The organism is Achromobacter insuavis, assembly GCF_902859645.1.
GTDB lineage: Bacteria > Pseudomonadota > Gammaproteobacteria > Burkholderiales > Burkholderiaceae_B > Achromobacter > Achromobacter insuavis.
The window spans coordinates 38054-60120 of record NZ_CADIJR010000040.1 but is presented as its reverse complement, the minus strand read 5'-3'; the positions used below and the strand labels follow the sequence as shown (position 1 = coordinate 60120).

At 66.3% G+C, this 22067-nt stretch carries 18 protein-coding genes and 1 pseudogene; 11 read left to right on the top strand and 8 right to left on the bottom strand.

What is annotated here, in order from left to right; genetic code table 11:
- From H0523_RS19575 to H0523_RS19565, 3 genes and pseudogenes are all read right to left on the bottom strand, one after another.
- A pseudogene (locus H0523_RS19575) lies at positions 1–262 on the bottom strand (PhoH family protein); the annotation flags it as partial.
- A gap of 59 nt (positions 263–321) precedes the next feature.
- On the bottom strand, positions 322–786 hold the full coding sequence (locus H0523_RS19570) for a peroxiredoxin (protein WP_025140314.1): 465 nt from the start codon (positions 784–786) through the stop codon (positions 322–324).
- The gene (locus H0523_RS19565) at positions 786–1247 is read right to left on the bottom strand and encodes an Mth938-like domain-containing protein (protein ID WP_054433323.1); all 462 of its coding nucleotides are present in this window, start codon (positions 1245–1247) and stop codon (positions 786–788) included. The genes H0523_RS19570 and H0523_RS19565 overlap by 1 nt, the downstream gene beginning before the upstream one ends.
- 235 nt (positions 1248–1482) lie before the next feature.
- Here H0523_RS19565 and alaC point away from each other — a divergent pair, with 235 nt between their 5' ends.
- From alaC to H0523_RS19545, 4 genes are all read left to right on the top strand, one after another.
- On the top strand, positions 1483–2667 hold the full coding sequence (alaC, locus tag H0523_RS19560; RefSeq protein ID WP_006393775.1) for an alanine transaminase: 1185 nt from the start codon (positions 1483–1485) through the stop codon (positions 2665–2667).
- Positions 2668–2853: 186 nt separating this feature from the next.
- Positions 2854–4158 (top strand): homoserine dehydrogenase, encoded by a 1305-nt coding sequence (locus tag H0523_RS19555; RefSeq protein WP_054433322.1) that lies wholly within the window; start codon positions 2854–2856, stop codon positions 4156–4158.
- Positions 4155–5564 carry a threonine synthase gene (gene thrC, locus H0523_RS19550; protein WP_054433321.1) on the top strand — a complete coding sequence of 470 codons (1410 nt, stop codon included), beginning with the start codon at positions 4155–4157 and terminating at the stop codon, positions 5562–5564. Before H0523_RS19555 ends, thrC begins: the two co-directional genes overlap by 4 nt.
- Before the next feature lie 153 nt (positions 5565–5717).
- The gene (locus tag H0523_RS19545; RefSeq protein ID WP_054433320.1) at positions 5718–5939 is read left to right on the top strand and encodes a YgdI/YgdR family lipoprotein; all 222 of its coding nucleotides are present in this window, start codon (positions 5718–5720) and stop codon (positions 5937–5939) included.
- A gap of 67 nt (positions 5940–6006) precedes the next feature.
- Here the strand turns inward: H0523_RS19545 and H0523_RS19540 are convergent, their stop codons facing one another.
- Together H0523_RS19540 and pepN are read right to left on the bottom strand one after the other, a co-directional pair.
- Entirely contained in the window at positions 6007–7026 is a 1020-nt protein-coding gene (locus H0523_RS19540; protein ID WP_054433319.1) for a class 1 fructose-bisphosphatase, read from the bottom strand.
- A 10-nt stretch (positions 7027–7036) separates the two neighbouring features.
- Positions 7037–9742, bottom strand: a complete 2706-nt coding sequence (gene pepN, locus H0523_RS19535; protein ID WP_054433318.1) for an aminopeptidase N — start codon at positions 9740–9742, stop codon at positions 7037–7039.
- A 152-nt stretch (positions 9743–9894) separates the two neighbouring features.
- On the opposite strand from pepN, the gene H0523_RS19530 reads away from it, so the two are divergent.
- Entirely contained in the window at positions 9895–10533 is a 639-nt protein-coding gene (locus H0523_RS19530; protein WP_054433317.1) for a DUF4136 domain-containing protein, read from the top strand.
- Positions 10534–10619: 86 nt separating this feature from the next.
- Here the strand turns inward: H0523_RS19530 and H0523_RS19525 are convergent, their stop codons facing one another.
- Positions 10620–11006 carry an H-NS histone family protein gene (locus tag H0523_RS19525; protein ID WP_054433316.1) on the bottom strand — a complete coding sequence of 129 codons (387 nt, stop codon included), beginning with the start codon at positions 11004–11006 and terminating at the stop codon, positions 10620–10622.
- Between the two features lie 769 nt (positions 11007–11775).
- Between H0523_RS19525 and tldD the strand changes: the two genes are divergently transcribed.
- The 6 genes from tldD to glcF all read left to right on the top strand — a co-directional run bounded on the left by tldD (position 11776) and on the right by glcF (position 20224).
- Positions 11776–13236 carry a metalloprotease TldD gene (gene tldD, locus H0523_RS19520; protein WP_054433315.1) on the top strand — a complete coding sequence of 487 codons (1461 nt, stop codon included), beginning with the start codon at positions 11776–11778 and terminating at the stop codon, positions 13234–13236.
- A gap of 288 nt (positions 13237–13524) precedes the next feature.
- On the top strand, positions 13525–14598 hold the full coding sequence (aroG, locus tag H0523_RS19515) for a 3-deoxy-7-phosphoheptulonate synthase AroG (RefSeq protein WP_156350389.1): 1074 nt from the start codon (positions 13525–13527) through the stop codon (positions 14596–14598).
- A 98-nt stretch (positions 14599–14696) separates the two neighbouring features.
- Positions 14697–16106, top strand: coding sequence for an FAD-binding oxidoreductase (locus H0523_RS19510; RefSeq protein WP_054433313.1), 1410 nt, complete (start codon positions 14697–14699; stop codon positions 16104–16106).
- 267 nt (positions 16107–16373) lie between these two features.
- Positions 16374–17873, top strand: coding sequence for an FAD-linked oxidase C-terminal domain-containing protein (locus H0523_RS19505; protein WP_054433312.1), 1500 nt, complete (start codon positions 16374–16376; stop codon positions 17871–17873).
- A 12-nt stretch (positions 17874–17885) separates the two neighbouring features.
- Positions 17886–18989 carry a glycolate oxidase subunit GlcE gene (gene glcE / locus H0523_RS19500; protein WP_054433311.1) on the top strand — a complete coding sequence of 368 codons (1104 nt, stop codon included), beginning with the start codon at positions 17886–17888 and terminating at the stop codon, positions 18987–18989.
- A 5-nt stretch (positions 18990–18994) separates the two neighbouring features.
- Complete coding sequence (glcF, locus tag H0523_RS19495; RefSeq protein WP_054433310.1) at positions 18995–20224, top strand: glycolate oxidase subunit GlcF; 1230 nt, start codon at positions 18995–18997, stop codon at positions 20222–20224.
- Between the two features lie 87 nt (positions 20225–20311).
- Here glcF and H0523_RS19490 read toward each other — a convergent pair whose 3' ends face one another.
- Complete coding sequence (locus H0523_RS19490; RefSeq protein WP_006393789.1) at positions 20312–21751, bottom strand: NAD(P)(+) transhydrogenase (Re/Si-specific) subunit beta; 1440 nt, start codon at positions 21749–21751, stop codon at positions 20312–20314.
- Complete coding sequence (locus tag H0523_RS19485) at positions 21748–22065, bottom strand: NAD(P) transhydrogenase subunit alpha part 2 (protein WP_006393790.1); 318 nt, start codon at positions 22063–22065, stop codon at positions 21748–21750. Before H0523_RS19485 ends, H0523_RS19490 begins: the two co-directional genes overlap by 4 nt.
- Positions 22066–22067 lie beyond the last annotated feature (2 nt).

Genomic DNA, 22067 nt, shown 5'->3' with positions numbered 1-22067 from the left:
GGGCCGGCGCGCGCGTCGCCGGCGCGGCCGGCGGCGGGGGCGGAACCTGGCGGGCCGGGATCTGCGCCTTGTGGGCCGGCGCGCCGATGCCGTCGAGTTCGGGCTGGACCAGCAGCTCGTCCTCGTCGTCGTCGGCCAGGACGGCCTGGGTGTTCGACCGCGCAGCGGCGGTCTTGGTGCTGCGGGCCTGCGCCCGGGCGTTATCGCCCGAGGGGAAGGTCAGGATGGCTGCGGGGCGGGTGGGCAACTTCGGAAGCGGCATATGCGTCACTCTCCAGTATGGGCCGGCTATGGCACCTGACGGGTATTCCTGTGCACGGCTTAACCGATGCTCTTGGCGGCCTGCAGGACTTCCTTGGCGTGGTTCGGGACCTTCACCCCGCGCCACTCCTGCACCAGCACGCCGTAAGCGTCGATCAGAAAGGTGCTGCGCTCGATGCCGCGCACCTGCTTGCCGTACATGTTCTTCTGCTTGATGACGCCGTACAGATTGCACACGGTTTCGTCGGCGTCGGAGATGAGAGGGAAAGGAAGCTCGTACTTGGCCTTGAAGTTCTCGTGCGACTTCAGCGAATCGCGCGAGATTCCGACCACCACGGCGCTGGCCGACAGGAAGTCGGCGTGCAGGTCGCGGAAATCCTGGCTCTCGGTGGTGCAGCCAGGGGTGTTGTCCTTGGGATAGAAGTACAGGATCACGGCGCGGCCCTGGCACTGCTCCAGGCTGATCGGCCCGATGGTGCTTTCAGCGGTGAACAGCGGGGCGGGCTTGCCGATGATGGGCATCATCATGTCTGGGATTCTCCGTTGGGGGGGATGAGGGCCACGACGACGCGCCGGCCCTCCGCCATCAGGATGTTGTAGGTGCGCGAGGCGGCGTGGGTGTCCATGATTTCCACGCCGATACCCGCCGCCAACAAGGGACGCAGCACTTCGGGGCGCAGGAACTGTTGCCGGCCGCCCGTGCCCACCAGCAGCACTTCCGGCGCATTGGCCGGGCGGCTGGGGGTGGCTTCGGGTTCGTCCAGGAACGCCAACGGGTCGCGGACGGGCTCGGACAATCCGGCCGCCTGACGCAAGAGGGTGGGGGTGATGTCGGCCGGCGACTCAACGGGCCAATGGGTAACTTCGCCTTCGGGGCCAAACGCGACCGAGGAGGAAAAACGTACCTGGTTGACCTCGATATAACCGTCACCGTAGGCGGTGACGGTATTCAGAGCGGCCGTCGCAGGATCGGTATGCAGCTTCAATAAATACTCCGGCTTTATGGCTCCGATAATAGCGCATCAGGATGGCCATATGTTGCATGGTTTCCACTGCGAAATTGGGGGCTTTTTCGCCCAATTTGCCGCCCAGGCGTCCTTGCGCTAGATTACAGGGTTTTGCTGCGCCGCAAACGTGTGCTGGCGCGGCTTTTGAGCCCGTTTCCCCTTCGCGCCCTCGCGCCCTGGATTTTTGCCCCTTCGCCCCCTAAGGATTCCCATCATGAGGAAGTTCTCTCGCATTGAGCGTTTGCCCCCGTACGTTTTCAACATTACCGGCGAGCTCAAGATGGCGGCCCGTCGGCGCGGCGAGGACATCATCGACATGTCGATGGGCAATCCGGACGGCGCCACCCCCAAGCACATCGTCGACAAGATGGTCGAGGCCACCATCCGCCCGACCACCCACGGCTACTCGGTGTCCAAGGGCATCCCGCGCCTGCGCAAGGCCATCTGTGACTGGTACCAGCGCCGCTACGCGGTCGAGCTCGACCCCGATTCCGAAGCCATCGTCACCATCGGCTCCAAGGAAGGCCTGGCGCACCTGATGCTGGCCACCCTGGACCGCGGCGACACCGTGCTGGTGCCCAACCCCAGCTACCCGATCCACATCTATGGCGCGGTCATCGCCGGCGCCAATATCCGTTCCGTGCGCATGACGCCGGGCGTGGACTTCTTCGAGGAACTCGAGCGCGCCGTGCGCGAGTCGATTCCCAAGCCCAAGATGATGGTGCTGGGCTTCCCCAGCAACCCGACCGCCCAGTGCGTCGACCTGTCGTTCTTCGAGCGCGTGGTGGCCCTGGCCAAGGAACACGACATCCTGGTGGTGCACGACCTGGCCTACGCCGACATCACGTTCGACGGCTATGTCGCCCCCTCGATCATGCAGGTGCCCGGCGCGCGCGATGTCGCGGTCGAGTTCTTCACCATGAGCAAGAGCTACAACATGGCGGGCTGGCGCATCGGCTACATGGTCGGCAACCGCGAGCTGGTCGGCGCGCTGGCGCGCATCAAGAGCTATCACGACTACGGCACGTTCACGCCGATCCAGGTGGCCTCGATCGCCGCCCTGGACGGCCCGCAGGACTGCGTGAACGAGATCGTGGCGCAGTACCAAAGCCGCCGCGACGTGCTCGCGCGCGGTCTGCACGAAGCAGGTTGGAATGTGGAAATTCCCAAGGCGTCCATGTACATCTGGGCGCAGATCCCCGAACCCTACCGGGCAATGGGCTCTTTGGAATTTGCCAAGCGCGTCCTGTCGGATGCGAAGGTGGCCGTTTCCCCCGGGATCGGCTTCGGCGAGTATGGCGACGAATACGTGCGCTTCGCTCTTATCGAAAACGAGCAGCGCACCCGCCAGGCGGTGCGCGGCATCAAGGATATGTTCCGCAAGGACGGCTTGCTGTAGGTCCACCCCCGAAGCGCCTGCGGCGCTTCCCCCTCGAGGGGGCATGCCTGCGGACCGGCGGAGCCGGATCCGCGGCATCCCGATACCGGGGGCAGCCGTTTTTTGCGTGGCTTGCGTGGCGTAGCGCCCGCATTATGGAGAACTGAAATGAATTCCCCTCAACGCCCGCCCGCCGAGGGCGCCGCGATGAATCCCATGAAAGTGGGCCTGCTGGGCCTGGGCGTGGTCGGCGGCGGCACCTGGACGGTGCTGTCGCGCAATGCGGAAGAGATCGCGCGCCGCGCCGGTCGCCGCATTGAAGTGACCCGCGCCGCCGTGCGCGACGTGCCCAAGGCGCGCGCCCGCGTCGGCGACACGCTGCCCGTGGATACCGACGTGCACGCGCTGGTGCGCGATCCCGAGATCGACATCGTGGTCGAGCTGATCGGCGGCGACACCCTGGCGCGCGAGCTGGTGCTGGAAGCCATCGCCAACGGCAAGCACGTGGTCACCGCCAACAAGGCGCTGCTGGCCAAGCATGGCAACGAGATCTTCGCCGCGGCTTCCGAGCGTGGCGTGATGGTGGCCTTCGAAGCCGCCGTCGCCGGCGGCATCCCCATCATCAAGGCCATCCGCGAAGGCCTGACCGCCAACCGCATCCAGTGGGTCGCCGGCATCATCAACGGCACCACCAATTTCATCCTGTCGGAAATGCGCTCGCGCGGCCTGCCGTTCGCCGACGTGCTGGCCGAAGCCCAGCGCCTGGGCTACGCCGAAGCCGATCCCACGTTCGACGTGGAAGGCGTCGACGCCGCGCACAAGCTGACGCTGCTGGCCTCGCTGGCCTTCGGCGTGCCGGTGCAGTTCGACCGCGCCTACATCGAAGGCATCTCGCAGCTGGCCGCCGAGGACATCGAGCACGCCGAGCGCCTGGGCTACCGCATCAAGCTGCTGGGCATCACCAAGCGCCGCGCCGACGGCATCGAGCTGCGCGTGCACCCGGCGCTGGTGCCGGCCGAGCGCCTGCTGGCCAACGTCGAAGGCGCCATGAACGCGGTGCTGGTCAAGGGCGACGCCGTCGGCCCGACGCTGTACTACGGCCAGGGCGCTGGCGAAGAGCCGACCGCCTCGGCGGTGGTGGCCGACCTGGTCGACGTGACCCGCCTGCATACCGCCGATCCGGGCAACCGCGTGCCGCACCTGGCGTTCCAGCCGGACGCCATGGCCGACACGCCGATCCTGCCGATCGAGCAGGTCAGCACGTCGTACTACCTGCGCCTGCGCGTGGACGACCAGCCGGGCGTGCTGGCCGACATCGCGCGCCTCTTGGCCGACCGCTCGATCTCGATCGGCTCGATGATCCAGCAGCCCTCGCACATCGGCGGCGCGGACATCATCTTCCTGACGCACGAAGCGGTGGAAGGCAACGTCAACCAGGCCATCGAGCGCATCGAGGCCTTGCCGTTCGTACGGTCCAAGGTCACGCGCCTGCGCGTGGAGCACCTGATATGAAATACATCTCAACCCGCGGGGGCATGGCGCCCCAGCCGTTCTCCGACATCCTGCTCGAAGGGCTGGCGCCGGACGGCGGCCTGGCCGTGCCGGAGCAGCTGCCGCAGATCTCGGCCGAGACGCTGGAATCGTGGCGCGGCCTGCCGTACGCCGACCTGGCGTTCGAAGTGCTGTCGCGCTTTGCCACCGACATCCCGGCCGAGGACCTGCGCCGCCTGACCCACGCCGCCTACACCCCGCAGATCTTCAACAGCGAAGACATCGTCCCGCTGCGCCCGCTGAACGACGGCCTGTCGCTGCTGGGCCTGTCCGAGGGCCCGACGCTGGCCTTCAAGGACATGGCCATGCAGTTCCTGGGCCAGGTGTTCGAGTACGTGCTGACCCAACGCGGCACCACGCTCAACATCGTTGGCGCCACCTCGGGCGACACCGGTTCGGCGGCCGAATACGCGCTGCGCGGCAAGCACGGCGTGGCCGTGTTCATGCTGTCGCCGCACGGCCGCATGAGCGCGTTCCAGCGCGCCCAGATGTACTCGCTGCAGGACGAGAACATCCACAACATCGCCGTGCGCGGCGTGTTCGACGAAGCCCAGGACATCGTCAAGGCGCTGGCCGGCGACCTGGCCTTCAAGGCCAAGTACCGCCTGGGCGCGGTCAACTCGATCAACTGGGCGCGCATCGCCGCCCAGGTGGTGTACTACTTCCACGGCTGGCTGCGCGCCACCGACAAGCCGGGCCAGCAGGTTTCGTTCACGGTGCCCTCGGGCAACTTCGGCAACATCCTGTCGGGCCACATCGCCCGCGGCATGGGCCTGCCGGTGCGCCGCCTGGTGCTCGCCACCAACGAGAACAACGTGCTGGAAGAGTTCTTCCGCACCGGCGTCTACCGTCCGCGTCCGGCCGAGCAGACCTACGCTACCTCCAGCCCGTCGATGGACATCTCGCGCGCCTCGAACTTCGAGCGCTTCATCTTCGACCTGGTCGGCCGCGACGCCGACCGCGTCAAGGCGCTGTGGGCGGACATGGCGCGCGACGGCTTCTTCGACCTGTCGGCGCTCAAGCCGCAATTCGAGGCGCAGTACGGCTTCGTCTCGGGCGCCAGCTCGCACGAAGATCGCCTGGCCACGATCCGTTCGCTCTACGACGAGACCGGCGTGCTGGTCGATCCTCACACCGCCGACGGCGTCAAGGTCGCGCGCGAGCACGTCGAGCCCGGCGTGCCGATGCTGGTGCTGGAAACCGCCTTGCCGGCCAAGTTCTCGGAAACCATCGAGGCCGCGCTGGGCCGTCCGGCCACGCCGCCGGGCAACCTGGCCAACCTGGAATCCTTGCCGCAGCGCGTCGAAGTCATGGACTGCGATGCCGCCGCCGTGCGCCGCTACATCGAGGCCCACGCCAAGGTGTAAAGGCAGCTTGCGGTTGTATGGGGTTGCAACCCCTCGCGGTGTGAGCCGCGAGGGGTTTTTTACTTTCACACGCATTTTGGCCACATGCCGTCACTTTTTCCCGGCGCGCATCCGATACAGTGAATCCACCATTCACACTCGGAGAACACGCCCATGAACCTGAAGACCATGACGTTGGCCCTGGTGGTGACCGGAGTTGGGGTGCTGGCCGGATGCTCGTCGCCCTCGGTCATTCAGCAACGGGACGGGACCTCGACCGTGACGCCCGACGCGCCGACCTACGACAAGAAGTCCGGCATGTACGAGTACGACAAGGACGGCAAGAAGGTCCAGATCAACAAGGACGATGTGAAGTCCATCGAAGAGGTCAAGTAACCCTTCGCCAAGCTGTTGACGAAAAAAAGCCCCGGCCTCGGCCGGGGCTTTTCGTTGGCGGCGCGGCTTACTTGCCCGCGTCCTCGGCGTGGTAGCGGCCCACGCGCTCGACTTCGTTCTTCGAGCCCAGGATCACGCTGACGCGCTGGTGCAGCTTGTCGGGCTGGATGTCCAGGATGCGCTCGGTGCCGTTGATCGAGGCGCCGCCGGCCTGCTCGATGAGGAAGCTCATCGGATTGGCTTCGTACATCAGGCGCAGCTTGCCGGCCTTGCCCGGCTCGCGCGCGTCCCAGGGATACATGAAGATGCCGCCGCGGGTCAGGATGCGATGCACGTCCGCCACCATCGAGGCGATCCAGCGCATGTTGTAGTCCTTGCCCAGGGGGCCGGTGGAGCCGGCCAGGCAATCGTCGATGTAGCGCTTGACCGGGGGAGCCCAGTGGCGCATGTTCGACATGTTGATGGCGAATTCCTTGGTGTCTTCCGGCACGCGGATGTTCTCGTGGGTCAGCACCCATGAACCCATTTCGCGGTCCAGCGTGAAGCCCACCACGCCGTTGCCGATGGTCAGCACCAGCATGGTCTGCGGGCCGTAGACGGCATAGCCGGCCACCACCTGCTTGTTGCCCGGCTGCAGGAAGTCGGCTTCACAGACCGGCGCGCCCGACACGTTGTGGGGGGCATGCAGCACCGAGAAGATGGTGCCGATCGACACGTTCACGTCGATGTTCGACGAGCCGTCCAGGGGATCGAACAGCAGCAGGTATTCGCCCTTGGGGTAGCGGTTCGGAATCAGGTGGATGGTCTCCATCTCTTCCGAGGCCATGGCCGCCAGATGGCCGCCCCATTCGTTGGCTTCGAGCAGGATTTCGTTGGACAGCACGTCCAGCTTCTTCTGCACTTCGCCCTGCACGTTCTCGCTTTCGAGGCTGCCAAGGACGCCGCCGAGCGCGCCCTTGCTGACCGCGTGGCTGATCGCCTTGCAGGCGCGCGCCACGACTTCGATGAGCAGCCGCACTTCGGGGGCCAGGGCCTGCGCGGAGCGTTGCTGCTCCACCAGGTATTGGGTAAGTGTTTTACGTTTCAAGAGGTTCTCCCTATGCTGCGAATTCTAAAGCCTTGGATACGATTTCCTGCACGTTGCGCGACAGCCCTTCGTGGGCGCGCACCCGTTGCAGGGCTTCCTGCATGGGGCCGCGCAGGGCGGGCACGTAGCGCGACCAGTTGTCCAGCGCGCGCGCCAGGCGCGCGGCGATCTCGGGGTTGAGGGCGTCCAGCGCCAGCACCTGGTCGGCCCAGAAGGCGTAGCCCGAGCCATCCGGGTGATGCATGCCGCGGGCGTTGTTCAGGCAGAACTGGAAAATCAGCGCGCGCGCCCGGTTCGGGGTGCGCAGCGTGAATGCCGGGTGCGTCATCAGGTCGCGCGCGGTCTGCACCGTGGTGTAGCGCGCCGCCGCCTGCAGCGCGAACCACTTGTCCACCACCAGCGCGTTGTCGCGCCACTTGTCGTAGAACGCGGCCAGCGCCTGTTGCGGGAACTCGCCCTGGCCGTAGTTGATCAGGGCCGACAGCGCCGCCATGCTGTCGGTCATGTTGCCGGCGTGTTCGTATTGCTGCTCGGCCAGGCGCTGCGCTTCGTGCTCGCCGGCGGCCATCAGGTGGCTGAGCGCCAGATTCTTCAGGGCGCGCTTGCCTGCCGGGACCGGCGCGGGGCTGTACTCGCCCGGCGTCTGGTTGGCGTCGAAGGCCTGGCGGAATTCCGCCGCCAGTTGCCGGCCCAGCTCGGCGCGCAGGAAGTCGCGCGCCACGGCCAGCGCCGGCGGGTCGACGGCCTGCATGCGCTCGGCCAGGGTCTTTTCCGACGGCAGCGCCAGGGCGCGGGCGCGGTAGGCGGCATCCAGCGCCGGGTCGGTCAGCAGCGCGCGCCAGGCGGCGATGAAGGCCGGGTCGGCGTGCAGCGTGCGGCCGGCCTGGCGCGCCTCGGCCAGCGCCAGGATCTGGCGGGTGGCCAGTTCCTGGCCGGCTTCCCAGCGTGCGAAGGGGTTGGTGTCGTGGGCCGACAGCAGCGCCAGTTCCTCGTCGGTCCAGTCGTAATCGACAATCACGGGCGCGGAAAAATCGCGCAGCAGCGACGGCACCGGCATCGCGTCGATGCCGTCGAAATGCCATTGCTGGGTCTGCGTGGTCAGTTCCAGCAGCGCCGTGTCGTGTTCCGCGCCGTCCAGGCGCAGGGGCAGGGCGCGGCCATCGCGGTCCAGCAGGCCGATGGCGAAGGGGATGTGGTACGGCGCCTTGACGAAACCGGCGGGGGCCTTTTTCTCGACGCCGACCGGCTGGCATTCCTGCGACAGCGTCACGGTGCAGCGGCGCGCGGTGGCGTCGTGCGTCAGCTTGACGGTCACGCGCGGCGTGCCGGCCTGGCGGTACCAGTTGCGGAACACCGAAAGATCGCGGCCCGGGTGCTGACGCGTGTAGACCGATTCCATGGCGGCGACGAAGTCGTCGCAGGTCACGGCCTGGCCGTCATGGCGGCGGAAATACTCGTCCATGCCGGCGCGGAAACCGGTCTCGCCCAGCAGCGTGTGCTGCATGCGGATGACCTCGGCGCCTTTCTCGTACACCGTGGCGGTATAGAAATTGCCGATTTCCTGGTAGCTGTCGGGGCGGATCGGGTGGGCCATCGGGCCCGCGTCCTCGGGGAACTGCGCCGCGCGCAGCGTGACCACGTCGTCGATGCGCTTGACCGCGCGGGCGCTGGCGGCGGCGGCCTCGTCCATGTCCTGCGCCATCATGTCGGCGCTGAACTCCTGGTCGCGGAATACCGTCAGGCCTTCCTTCAGGCTCAGCTGGAACCAGTCGCGGCAGGTGACGCGGTTGCCGGTCCAGTTGTGGAAATACTCGTGGCCGATGACCGATTCGATGCCCTCGTAATTGGCGTCCGTGGCGGTATCCGCGTCGGCCAGTACGTAGGCGGCATTGAAAATGTTCAGGCCCTTGTTCTCCATCGCGCCCATATTGAAATCATGGACGGCCACGACCATGAAACGGTCCAGGTCCAGTTCCAGGCCGAAACGGGTTTCGTCCCAGCGCAGCGCGCGCACCAGGGAATCCAGCGCCCATTCGGTCTTGGTCTCGGCGCCCGGGTCGCTATAGACCTGCAACAGCACGTCGCGGCCGCTGGCGGTCTTGACCGTGGTTTCGCGGTGGGTCAGGTTGCCGCCCACCAGGGCGAACAGATAGCAGGGCTTGGGGAACGGGTCTTCCCATTCGACCTCGTTGCGGCCGTCGGGCAGCTGGCGCGAGGCGACCAGGTTGCCGTTGGACAGCAGCACCGGGTAGACCGGCGCGGCGCGCAGGGTGACGCGGTAGCGCGACATGACGTCGGGGCGGTCGGCGAACCAGGTGATGCGGCGAAAGCCCTCGGCCTCGCACTGCGTGAAGAAATTGCCGCCCGAGACATAAAGGCCCATCAACGTCGAGTTGGCCGAGGGCTTGCAGCGGCTGACGATCTCGACGGTGGCTTCGGCGGGCAGGCCATACAGCGCCAGGCTGTGTTCGGACAGGTGGAAACGGTCGGCCGGCAGCGCCTGGCCATCCACCCCTACCGAGACGAGTTCCAGCTCTTCGCCGTCCAGCACCAGCGCGGCGTCGGCGCTGGCGTCGGCCTTGCGGCGGACCTGCATGACGCAGCGCACCTCGGTGCTGTCGGGCGCCAGGTCGAAGGCCAGGGAGACCTGCGGGATGTCGTAGGGGTAGGGCTGGTAATCCTTGCGGTATACGGTAACGGGCGTGTCTGTGCGCATGGGATTGCAGTCCTGTATGAACGAGAGTCCTATTGTAGTGTCAGGCCCGGCGGACGCAGGGACCGTGCGTGCCGGCCCCGGCGTAAACTTTCCGGGGCCCGCGCGGTCAAAGCTCAGTATGATGGGCGCCGTCGCGCAATGAGGAGTTGCAAATGTTCCGTTCTTCCCCGTTCAATACCGGCCGCTGGGCCGCCATCCTGGCTGTATTGGGGGCGCTGGTGCTGAGCGGATGCGCCTCCCCCACCGTGTCGGCGCGCGTCACCTCGTTCCAGCAGTGGCCGACAGGCGTCGAAGGCCAGACTTACCAATTCGTGCCGGCCGAACCGGCGCAAGCCAATAATCTCGAATACCAGTCATACCAGGACATGGTGCGCGCCGGCATCGGCGCCACCGGTCTGGTGGAAGCCCAGCCGGGCGCCAAGGCCCGCTTCGATGTCTCGTTCCGTTATGGCACGAGCCAGACGCAGGTCATGGTGCGGCGTCCGTATGACCCGTATTTCAACGGCGGCTACGGCTATGGCGGTTTCTACGGTCCGCGGCCGTGGGGCGGCTATTACGGCTATTGGGGGCCGGACTGGGTCGACGTGCCCATGGTGGTCCAGCGCAACACGCTCTCGCTGCAGATCCACGACAGCCAGCGCGGCGGGGCCGAGGTCTACCGTTCCAGCGCCTTCATACTCAGCGAACGGGACAACTTCGTGAGGATGATGCCGTATCTGGTGCGTGCAATATTTGACGGATTCCCGGGAAATAATGGCGCCGAGCGCGAAATCCAATTTCCGGTCCAGTAGTTTTTGCCACGACAAAAGACAGTCGTAAAATAAAAAGGCGCACCAAAATGGTGCGCCTTTTATTTTTTCTTACTGAATAATAGGTTTTATTCTTTGATAAGAAAACTGTCGCGCGTGGCGCCGGATGCTTCTTCGGCGGCGAGCCAGCGGGGGGCCTTGCCACGACCACTCCAGGTCTCCCCGGTTTGGGGATGACGGTATTTGGGGGCAACGGCGCGTTTGGCGGCGTTGGCCGGGCGGACAGCGGCGCCAGTCTTGCGGCGGCCGCTGGGCGTGGTGGCGCGGACGGGTTTGCCGGCGCCAAAGGCGGCGGCGATTTCTTCGGGGGTGATGTCGTACTCGCGCATCGACGTGATGATCGAGGCGATGACCGGTTTGCGGCGCTTGGTTTGGAGGACTTCAGCCTTCTTTTGGAGCTTGTTGATTTCCTTTTCGATCTTTGCTTGCAGAGCTGCGTAGGTTTCTCGGGCCATGTTTATTCCTGATTATGGAACTGCTTTAATCGCCGGCGGAGTTATGTTTATTTGTTGTGCTTCGCATAATACAGAAGTTGACGCCCCTCTGCCGCTGTCCTGGCCTAATTATTTTGTATCAAAACGGCCGGAAAGTCTTTAGGCTAGCGGGTTTGCGCTATGAACAAGTATTGGGAATGATATTCTCAAATTTGGGACTAAATGAAACAAAGGCCCCTTTGGTTCATGGGGCGGACGAATGCAACATCCCGTGTTGGAAAATGCACGGTTTTGTTTCATGAAGCGAGCGGATGCGCAGAAGTTGACCTCTTTTCAGGGCTTAGTAAGCTCGGCTTTTTGGTATGACGGAATGTTCCCGTTGCTAATGCGCGAGTTTCAACAGGTGGTAGGACGACTGGCTCCAACCCGCATGGCGCGGGGTTTCCAGGGGTATGCGGATTTTCATTCCCATCCATCGAGAACGGTATGCGCGCCCATTTGCGCGGGACATTTTTGTGCCATTTCCATTTTGTTGTCGAGTTGTATGACAAGTTCGACACATTGGTCTGGCAAGCGTGCCGGCCGCTCCGGCCGGCGAGCAATCGGCTCGGCGCCCGGGCAAAGGTTATTTTGCAAGAGGCGCCGCCGCAGTTTGGGACCGGTCCCCAATTGGTTAACTTGATAGACAATATTCGGCGGCCGCGACGCCGCCCCCGTGTCGGCGGTACGATAGAGCCTTGAGCGTCATGGCTGCCGCGTCCGTCGCGCCGGCGCCCCCGAACAGAGTCCTATGAAAATCATCGATCCCGCTATTGCATCCCTGGCCACCGCCAAATCGCTCCTGCTCGACCCGTGGGGGTTGACCGAGGCCGACATGGCGCGCGCCCTGGGCGAAATCTTCACGCACAAGGTCGACTACGCCGATCTGTATTTCCAGTACACCCGCAGCGAGGGCTGGAGCCTGGAAGAGGGCATCGTCAAGACCGGCAGTTTCTCGATCAGCCAGGGGGTCGGCGTGCGCGCCGTCAGCGGCGAGAAAACCGCGTTCGCCTATTCCGATTCGCTTTCGGCCGACGCCTTGCTGTCGTCGGCCCACGCGGTGCGCGGCATTGCCCGCCGCGGCGCCGGCAAGGTCAAGGTGGCGGCGCAGGTCGAAGCCGAAATGGGCCGCAGCCTGTATGCCGACATCGATCCGGTGGCGACCCTGAGCGCCCCCGAGAAAGTCGCGCTGCTCGAACGCGTCGAACGCATGGCGCGGGCCCGCGATCCGCACGTGATCCAGGTCATGGCCGGCCTGGGCGCCGAGTATGACGTGGTGCTGGTGGCCGGCAGCGATGGTCGCCTGGCCGCCGACGTGCGCCCGCTGGTGCGCCTGTCGCTGACCGTCATCGCCGAGCGCAATGGACGCCGCGAAATGGGCCATGCCGGCGGCGGCGGCCGCCTGGGGCTGGCGTATTTCACGGATGAAATGCTGCAAGGCTATGTCGAGCGCGCCGTGCACGAAGCCATGGTCAACCTGGAGGCGCGTCCGGCGCCCGCCGGCGAAATGACGGTGGTGCTGGGTTCGGGCTGGCCCGGCATCCTGCTGCACGAAGCCGTCGGCCATGGCCTGGAAGGCGATTTCAACCGCAAGGGCTCCAGCGTGTTCTCGGGCCGCATCGGCGAACGCGTCGCGTCCAAGGGCGTGACCGTGGTCGACGATGGCACCATTCCCGATCGCCGCGGCTCGCTCAATATCGACGACGAAGGCAACGCCACCCAGCGCAACGTGCTGATCGAAGACGGCATCCTGCGCGGCTACATGCAGGACACGCTGAACGCGCGCCTGATGAAGACCGCCGCCACCGGCAATGGCCGCCGCGAATCGTTCGCGCACCTGCCGATGCCGCGCATGACCAATACCTACATGCTGGCCGGCGACAAGGCGCCCGAGGAAATCATCTCGTCCGTCAAGCGCGGCTTGTATGCGGCCAATTTCGGCGGCGGCCAGGTCGACATCACCAACGGCAAGTTCGTGTTCTCGGCCTCCGAGGCCTACATGATCGAGGACGGCAAGATCACGTACCCGGTCAAGGGCGCCACGCTGATCGGCAACGGTCCCGACGCCATGACCCGCGTCAGCATGATCGGCGACGACCTGAAGCTGGATTCGGGCGTGGGCACCTGCGGCAAGGACGGCCAGAGCGTGCCGGTGGGCGTGGGCATGCCCACCGTTCGCATGGAAGGCCTGACCGTCGGCGGGACGGCCTGACCGGGCGCCAGGCGGCCGGCAGGGCCGCCACGCCGGGTTGCAAGCTGGCGTGACGGCCCGAAAAAATTGTGCTAGAGTCTTTTCCCATGAAATTCGCTTCCCCCGCCTTTTATTTTTATTTTTTTGGTTTTCTGAAGCCGCTGGCGGAGGAAGGGAAGCGCTCAATCTGAAGTTTGGAAAGAATCCCCCCCAAAAAAGCCGCCAGCGAACTGGCGGCTTTTTTTGTGCCGTCAGCTTGAGGAACACCCCGGGATGGATCCCGGTGGCGGGAAACCCAGGAGCAGTACCGTGTCACACAATACCGACGACCTTCGCATCCGAGAAATCAAAGAGCTGAATCCGCCCGCGCACGTCATGCGTGAGTTCGCGTGCACCAAGGAAGCTTCCGACACCGTGTTCGCCGCCCGCCAGTCGATGCATCGCATCCTGCATGGCATGGACGACCGCATGATCGTCGTGATCGGCCCGTGTTCGATCCACGACACCCGCGCCGCGATCGAATACGCCAAGCGCCTGAAGCCGGTGCGCGACCGCCTCAGCGCGGACCTGGAAATCGTGATGCGCGTGTATTTCGAGAAGCCCCGCACCACGGTCGGCTGGAAGGGGCTGATCAACGATCCGGACCTGGACGGCAGCTTCGACATCAACAAGGGCGTGCGCGTGGCGCGCGAGCTGCTGCTGGACATCAACAGCCTGGGATTGCCGGCGGGGTGCGAATTCCTGGACATGATTACGCCGCAATACATCGCGGACCTGGTCTCCTGGGGGGCGATCGGCGCGCGCACGACGGAAAGCCAGGTGCATCGCGAGCTGGCATCCGGCCTGTCGTGTCCGGTGGGTTTCAAGAATGGCACGGACGGCAACGTGAAGATCGCCGTGGACGCGATCAAGGCGGCGTCGCAGCCGCACCATTTCCTGTCGGTGACCAAGGGCGGGCATTCGGCCATCGTCTCGACCGCGGGCAATGAAGACTGTCACGTCATCCTGCGCGGCGGCAAGACGCCGAACTACGACGCCGTCAGCGTCGACGCGGCCTGCCAGGACATGTCCAAGGCCGGCCTGGCGCAACGCATCATGATCGACGCCAGCCACGCCAACAGCAGCAAGAAGCCCGAGAACCAGCCGCTGGTGATCGAGGACGTGGCGCGCCAGATGGAAGCCGGCGACGCGCGCCTGGTCGGCGTGATGGTCGAAAGCCATCTGCTGGGCGGCCGCCAGGACATGGTGCCGGGCGAGCCGCTGGTCTACGGCCAGAGCATCACCGACGGCTGCATCGACTGGGATGCCTCGGTTGCCGTGCTCGAGCGCCTGGCGCACGCCGTGCGTGAACGCCGCCGGGTCGCGCTGACCTCCGGCAAGTAAGCCGCGATTGCCGCAAGCCGTCCGTCCGGGCGGTTTGCGGCGCAGCAAGGCGGGCGGCGTAGAATAGTTGGATTCCCCCATCCGAGAACCCGCTGATCATGAACGCTCCCTTGCACGCTGAATCATTGCGCCGCGCGGTGCCGGCCGCCTGTCTCGAGGCCCTGCGCGCCCGCTTCGGCGACCGTTTCTCCGAATCCGCCGCGGTGCGCGAACACCACGGCCGCGATGAGTCGCCGTATCCGGCGATGCTGCCCGATGCCGTGGTCTTCGCCCAGAGCACCGAGGAAGTCGCCGAGGTCGCCAAGCTGTGCAACGAACACCGCGTGCCGCTGATTCCCTACGGCGCGGGTTCGTCGCTGGAAGGCCACATCCTGGCGATCCAGGGCGGCATCAGCCTGGACCTGTCGCAGATGAACAAGGTGCTGGCCGTCAACGCCGAAGACCTGACCGCCACGGTGCAGGCCGGCGTGCTGCGCAAGCAGCTCAACGAAGAGATCCGCAGCACCGGCCTGTTCTTCCCGATCGATCCGGGCGCCGACGCCAGCCTGGGCGGCATGGCCGCCACGCGGGCCTCCGGCACCAATGCCGTGCGCTACGGCACCATGCGCGAGAACGTCATGTCGCTGACCGTGGTCACCGCCGACGGCCGCATCGTGCGCACCGCCGGCCGCGCCCGCAAGTCGTCGGCCGGCTACGACCTGACCCGCATCTTCGTGGGCAGCGAAGGCACGCTGGGCATCATCACCGAAGTCACCGTGCGCCTGTACCCGCAGCCGGAGGCCGTGTCGGCCGCGGTCTGCAACTTCCCCACGCTCGACGCCGCGGTGCAGAGCGTGATCGAGATCATCCAGATGGGCGTGCCGGTGGCGCGCGTCGAGTTCATGGACGCGGCCAGCGTGCGCGCCGTCAACCTGCACAGCAAGCTGACGCTGCGCGAGACGCCGCTGCTGGTGTTTGAATTCCACGGCAGCCCGGCGGGCGTGCAGGAACAGGCCGAGACCGTGCAGGCCATCACCGCCGAACACGGCGGCATGGACTTCGAATGGGCCGAGCGCCCCGAGGACCGCAGCCGCCTGTGGACCGCGCGTCACAACGCCTACTTCGCCGGCCTGCAGCTGCGCCCGGGCTGCCGCGCCAGCACCACGGACGTCTGCGTGCCGATCTCGCGCCTGGCCGATTGCGTGCGCGACACGGTCGAGGAACTGGACCGCGCCAGCTTCCCGTACACCATCGTCGGCCACGTCGGCGATGGCAACTTCCATGTGCTGATGCTGCTGGACGCCGACAGCGAGCGCGAATGGCAGGAGTCCGAGACCATCAACCACAACCTGGTGCGCCGCGCCATCGCCGCCGACGGCACCTGCACCGGCGAGCACGGCGTCGGCCTGCACAAGATGCAGTTCATGGCCGAAGAGCATGGCGATGACGCGCTGGACCTGATGCGCAGCCTCAAGCACGCGTTCGATCCGAACAACATCCTCAACCCGGGCAAGATCGTGTCCTGGTAAGCCGTCCGCAGGGGCGCAATGACAAGGCCGGCGGGGCGACCCGCCGGCTTTTTTTTCGGCACCAGGAACAGGCCGGCCGGCGCGGCTGACAAGCATTCCCATCTCTTGGGAATGAGCCGGGGCGCGACCCGCCGCGCGCTTGTCCACGCCGCGTGAAGGGGCTTTACGGCTGGTTACGTCTGCGGCGCCGCGCGGCCGTTGGATGTACGCAGGATGCGGGTAAATCCCGGCCTGCGTCCAACCAGCGGTCGCGCTATTGTTGCGCTCATGAATTCACTGGTCGAAACCGGCCTGGCTCAAGCGCAGGCGCCTTATTCGTTGCAGCAACTCGTCGAGGCGTTGTCGGCCGCGCTGCCGTCGCATTGCGTGTTGTTCCGCGAAGAGGACACGCGGCCCTATGAGTGCGACGGCTTGTCCTTGTACCGGGCATTGCCGGCGGTGGTGGCGTTGCCGGAGACCGAGGAACAGGTGCAGGCGGTGATGCGCATCTGCAAGCGCCTGAATGCGCCGCTGGTGGCGCGCGGCGCGGGCACCGGCCTGTCGGGCGGCGCCATGCCGCACAGCCAGGGCGTGCTGCTGGGCCTGTCCAAATTCAATCGCATCAAGCACATCGACCTGGCCAGCGCGACCGCGGTGGTCGAGCCGGGCGTGCGCAACCTGGCGATTTCCGAAGCCGCCTCGCCCTACGGGCTGTACTACGCGCCGGATCCCTCCAGCCAGATCGCCTGTTCGATCGGCGGCAACGTCGCCGAGAATTCGGGCGGCGTGCATTGCCTGAAGTACGGACTGACGGTGCACAACGTGCTGCGGGTGCGCATGGTCACGATCGACGGCGACGTGGTCGAGCTCGGCTCCGAGGCGCCGGATGCGCCGGGGCTGGATCTGCTGTCGGTGTTCGTCGGGTCGGAAGGCATGCTGGGCGTGGTGACCGAAGTCACCGTCAAGCTGATCCCGAAGCCGGCCTGCGCCCAGGTGGTGATGGCCAGCTTCGCCAGCGTCGAAGCCGCCGGCAACGCGGTGACGCAGGTGATCGCCGACGGCATCATTCCCGCCGGGCTGGAGATGATGGACCGGCGCGCGACGCACATGGTCGAACCCTTCGTGCGCGCCGGCTACGACATGGACGCGCAGGCCATCCTGCTGTGCGAGTCGGATGGCACGCCCGAGGAAGTGGCGCACGAGATCGCGCGCATGGAAGCCATCTTCCGCGCGGCCGGCTCCACCCGCTGCCAGGTGTCGGCGTCGGAGGCCGAGCGGCTCAAATTCTGGGCGGGACGCAAGAACGCGTTTCCCGCCGCCGGGCGCGTGTCGCCCGATTACTACTGCATGGACGGCACGATTCCGCGCCGTCATCTCGCCCGGGTGCTGGGCGCCATCGAGCAAATGGAAGACGAGTTCGGCCTGCGTTGCGCCAACGTGTTCCATGCGGGCGATGGCAACCTGCATCCGTTGATCCTGTTCGATTCGAATAAACCGGACGAAGTGGAACGCGCCGAGAAATTCGGCGCGGCCATACTCGAACTGTGCGTGCAGGTAGGAGGAACCGTGACTGGAGAGCACGGTGTGGGAATGGAGAAAATAAATCAAATGTGCGTGCAATTCTCTCGCGAAGAACTCGACGCGTTCCTGGCGGTCAAGCGGGCATTCGATCCGCCATGCCTGCTCAATCCCGAAAAGGTCATACCTACGCTGGCCCGCTGCGCTGAATACGGCAAGATGCACGTACACGCGGGCGAGCTGCGCTTCCCGGATCTCGCACGCTTCTAGGACGTCCCTCTCATGGATTTCGTCCTGTCGGAATTGTGCGACCAGGTCATGACGGCTCGCGCCGGTCACAAGCCGCTGTTCGTCATGGGCGGCGGCAGCAAGGCGTTCTATGGCAACTACCGGCCGGTGACGCCGCAGGATGGCCATTGCCTGCTGGACATGACCCCGTATCGCGGCATCGTCAGCTATCACCCGTCCGAACTGGTGGTGACGGTCAGGGCCGGCACGCCGCTGGCCGAGCTGGAGGCGGCGCTGGCCGAGCATGGCCAGATGCTGGCCTTCGAGCCGCCGCATTTCTCGCCCGCCGCCACCGTCGGCGGCTGCGTGGCCGCGGGCCTGTCGGGGCCGCGCCGCATGAGCGCGGGCGCCTTGCGCGACTTCGTGCTGGGGGCGCAACTGCTGGATTCGGATGGCCGGGTGCTGTCGTTCGGCGGCGAGGTCATGAAGAACGTGGCCGGCTACGATGTCTCACGCCTGCTGGCCGGATCGCATGGCATCTTCGGCGCGATTCTCGAGGTTTCGCTCAAGGTCGTGCCCAGGCCGATGGAAGAACTGACGCTGGCGCTGCCGGCGACGCAGGCCCAGGCGCTGGCCAGCTTCGCGCTGTGGCGCGGCAAGCCGCTGCCGATCTCGGCCACCAGCTGGGCCGGGGCCGCTGACGAAGAGGGCCAGATGCACGTGCGCCTGTCGGGCGCGCCGCCGGCCATCGCCAGCGCGCGCCAGGTGATCGGCGGCGATCCGCTGGCGCCGGAGGCGGCGCAGGCCTGGTGGACCGGGCTGCGCGAACAGACCCATGCCTTCTTCGCGCCGGGCCGGCCGTTGTGGCGCCTGGCGTTGCCGCCCACCGCGGCCGCGCTCGGCAGCGGGCAGGCGCTGGTGGAGTGGGGCGGCGGCCAGCGCTGGCTGTCGGGGGCGCAGGACGCCGCCGAGTTGCGCGAGTTGGCGCAGCGGCTGGGCGGCCATGCCACGCTGTTCCGTCCGGCCGGCACGCGGCCGCCGGCCGATGGCGTGTTCCATCCGCTGTCGCCGGGCGTGGCGTTGATCACGCGCCGCCTCAAGCAAGAACTCGATCCGGCGGGGTTGTTCAATCCCGGCCGGCTGGTCCTGGAGCTATAGGCATCATGCAAACCAATCTGGCAGCCTGGGCCCGCGATACCGATCTGGGCAAAGAGGCCGATGCGATCCTGCGGCGCTGCGTGCATTGCGGCTTCTGCACGGCCACCTGTCCCACCTATCAGGTGCTGGGCGATGAACTCGACAGTCCACGCGGCCGCATCTACCTGATCAAGCAGGTGCTGGAGGGCGCCGAGCCGACCCAGTCGACCCAGCAGCATCTGGACCGCTGCCTGACCTGCCGCAATTGCGAGACCACCTGCCCGTCGGGCGTGGAATATGGGCATCTGGTGGACATTGGCCGCCAGATCGTCGAGGAGCGGGTGCCGCGGCCGTGGGCCGAGAAGGCCAAGCGCAAGATGCTGCGCCGGGCCATGCTGTCGCCGCTGTTCGGGCCGGCCATGCGCCTGGGGCAGGCGGTGCGCGGCGTCTTGCCGGAATCGCTCAGGCGCAAGGTGCCCGAGCGCCGTCCGGCCGGCGCGTTGCCGCAGGTGGAAGGCCACACGCGCCAGGTGCTGATGCTGGCCGGTTGCGTGCAGCCGTCGATGATGCCGTCGATCGACGCCGCCACCATCCGCGTGCTCAACGCCATCGGCATCGGCGCGCGCATCGCGCCCGGCGCGGGTTGCTGCGGCGCGGCCAGTTTTCACCTGGATGCGCAGGCGGCCGCGCTGGACCAGATGCGCGCCAACGTCGACGCGTGGTGGCCGCTGGTGCGCGATGGCGCGGTCGAGGCCATCGTCATGAACGCGTCGGGCTGTGGCGCCATGGTCAAGGAATACGCCCATCACCTGCGTCACGATCCGGCCTACGCGCAGCGTGCCGCGGACATCGTGGCGCTGGTCAAGGACGTGGCGGAAATCGTCGCGCCGCAGGCTGGGGAACTGCGCCAGCGGCTGGCGGACAAGCGGGTGCGGGCGGCGTTCCATCCGCCCTGCACGCTGCAGCACTGGCAGGGCTTGCGGCCCTTGTCGGAGCGGTTGCTGGCCGATCTGGGCTTCGAGCTGCGGCCGTTCGCCGAACAGCACCTGTGCTGCGGCTCGGCCGGCGCCTATTCGGTGCTCAATCCGGAGATTGCGCTGGCGCTGCGCGACCGCAAGCTGGGCGCCATCGCGCCGGCCGCGCCGGATGTGATCCTGTCGGCCAACATCGGTTGTATCGGCCACTTGCAGAGCGGCACCGGCACGCCGGTGCGGCACTGGATCGAAGTGGTGGACGAGCAGCTGGCCCGCGCCTAGGGCGGGCCGCGGCGTCGCGGGAATCGAATCCTCCGGAGCGCGTCGGGGAAAGACGCCGCGATGCGCGTGCATCGCGGCGCCGGCGCATCACTCCACGGCCTTGACCATGTCTTCCAGCACCTTCTTGGCGTCGCCGAAGACCATCATGGTGCGGTCCATGTAGAACAGTTCGTTGTCCAGGCCGGCGTAGCCGGAGGCCATCGAGCGCTTGTTCACGATCACGGTGCGGGCCTTGTAGGCTTCCAGGATCGGCATGCCGGCGATCGGCGACTTGGGATCGTTCTTGGCCGCCGGATTGACCACGTCGTTGGCGCCCAGCACCAGCACCACGTCGGTCTGGCCGAACTCGCTGTTGATGTCTTCCATTTCGAAGACCTGGTCGTAGGGCACCTCGGCCTCGGCCAGCAGCACGTTCATGTGGCCCGGCATGCGGCCCGCCACCGGGTGGATGGCGTACTTGACCGTCACGCCGCGCTCGGTGAGCTTTTCGGCCAGTTCCTTGAGCGCGTGCTGGGCGCGCGCCACCGCCAGGCCGTAGCCCGGCACGATGGTGACGCTTTCGGCGTTGGTCATCAGGAAGGCCGCGTCGTCGGGGCTGCCCGACTTGACGCTGCGCTGCTGGCCGCCGCCCGCCGCCGCGGCCTCGCCGGCCTGGCCGCCGAAGCCGCCCAGGATCACGTTGAAGAACGAGCGGTTCATCGCCTTGCACATGATGTACGAGAGGATGGCGCCGGACGAGCCCACCAGCGAGCCGGCGATGATCAGCATCGGGTTGTTCAGCGAGAAGCCGATGCCCGCCGCCGCCCAGCCCGAATAGCTGTTCAGCATCGACACCACCACCGGCATGTCGGCGCCGCCGATCGGGATGATGATCAGCACGCCCAGCACGAAGGCGATCAGCGTCATGATGATGAACGGCGTCCAGGCCTGCGTCAGCATGAACCACACGCCCATCGCCAGCATCAGCAACGCCAGCGCCAGGTTCAGCATGTGCTGGCCGGCGAACACCACCGGCGCCCCCTGGAACAGCCGGAACTTGTACTTGCCCGACAGCTTGCCGAAGGCGATCACCGAGCCCGAGAAGGTGATGGCGCCGACGAAGGTGCCGATGAACAGCTCGAAGCGGTTGCCGGTGGGGATCAGCGTGCCGGCGGCGACGATGCCAAAGGCGTGCGGCTCGGCCACCACGGCCACGGCGATGGCGACCGCCGCCAGGCCGATCATGCTGTGCATGAAGGCGACCAGCTCGGGCATCTTGGTCATTTCGACGCGCTTGGCCATCAGCGTGCCGATCGAGCCGCCGACCAGGAGGCCCAGCAGCACCCAGCCCAGCCCGATGCCGGCGGTGCCCGAGCGCGCCAGGCCGACGATGAGCGCGCCGGTGGTCAGCACCGCGATCGCCATGCCGGCCATGCCGAAGGCATTGCCCAGGCGCGAGGTGGTGGGATGCGACAGGCCCTTGAGCGCCTGGATGAAGCAGACCGACGCAACCAGGTAGAGCAGCGTGACGAGGTTCAGCGAGATCATTTCGCTTCCTCCTTGGCGGGCTTCTTGTCCTTTTTCTTGAACATCTCCAGCATGCGCCGCGTGACCAGGAAGCCGCCGAACACGTTGACCGCGGCCAGCGCCACGGCGAACACGCCCATGCCGCGCGCCAGTCCACCTTCGGTCAGCGCCGCCGCCAGCATGGCGCCGACGATGATGATGGCCGAGATCGCGTTGGTCACCGCCATCAGCGGGGTGTGCAGCGCGGGGGTGACGTTCCAGACCACGTGGTAGCCGACGTAGATGGCCAGCACGAAGATGATGAGATTCATCAGGGTGGGGTTGATCGCTTCCATGC

Excerpts from the sequence above, each read along its gene's own strand:
- H0523_RS19570 (WP_025140314.1), bottom strand. The coding sequence starts at position 786 with ATGATGCCCATCATCGGCAAGCCCGCCCCGCTGTTCACCGCTGAAAGC.
- alaC (WP_006393775.1), top strand. The coding sequence starts at position 1,483 with ATGAGGAAGTTCTCTCGCATTGAGCGTTTGCCCCCGTACGTTTTCAAC.
- H0523_RS19555 (WP_054433322.1), top strand. The coding sequence starts at position 2,854 with ATGAATCCCATGAAAGTGGGCCTGCTGGGCCTGGGCGTGGTCGGCGGC.
- thrC (WP_054433321.1), top strand. The coding sequence starts at position 4,155 with ATGAAATACATCTCAACCCGCGGGGGCATGGCGCCCCAGCCGTTCTCC.
- H0523_RS19545 (WP_054433320.1), top strand. The coding sequence starts at position 5,718 with ATGAACCTGAAGACCATGACGTTGGCCCTGGTGGTGACCGGAGTTGGG.
- pepN (WP_054433318.1), bottom strand. The coding sequence starts at position 9,742 with ATGCGCACAGACACGCCCGTTACCGTATACCGCAAGGATTACCAGCCC.
- H0523_RS19530 (WP_054433317.1), top strand. The coding sequence starts at position 9,895 with ATGTTCCGTTCTTCCCCGTTCAATACCGGCCGCTGGGCCGCCATCCTG.
- H0523_RS19525 (WP_054433316.1), bottom strand. The coding sequence starts at position 11,006 with ATGGCCCGAGAAACCTACGCAGCTCTGCAAGCAAAGATCGAAAAGGAA.
- tldD (WP_054433315.1), top strand. The coding sequence starts at position 11,776 with ATGAAAATCATCGATCCCGCTATTGCATCCCTGGCCACCGCCAAATCG.
- H0523_RS19510 (WP_054433313.1), top strand. The coding sequence starts at position 14,697 with ATGAACGCTCCCTTGCACGCTGAATCATTGCGCCGCGCGGTGCCGGCC.
- H0523_RS19505 (WP_054433312.1), top strand. The coding sequence starts at position 16,374 with ATGAATTCACTGGTCGAAACCGGCCTGGCTCAAGCGCAGGCGCCTTAT.
- glcE (WP_054433311.1), top strand. The coding sequence starts at position 17,886 with ATGGATTTCGTCCTGTCGGAATTGTGCGACCAGGTCATGACGGCTCGC.
- glcF (WP_054433310.1), top strand. The coding sequence starts at position 18,995 with ATGCAAACCAATCTGGCAGCCTGGGCCCGCGATACCGATCTGGGCAAA.
- H0523_RS19490 (WP_006393789.1), bottom strand. The coding sequence starts at position 21,751 with ATGATCTCGCTGAACCTCGTCACGCTGCTCTACCTGGTTGCGTCGGTC.
- H0523_RS19485 (WP_006393790.1), bottom strand. The coding sequence starts at position 22,065 with ATGGAAGCGATCAACCCCACCCTGATGAATCTCATCATCTTCGTGCTG.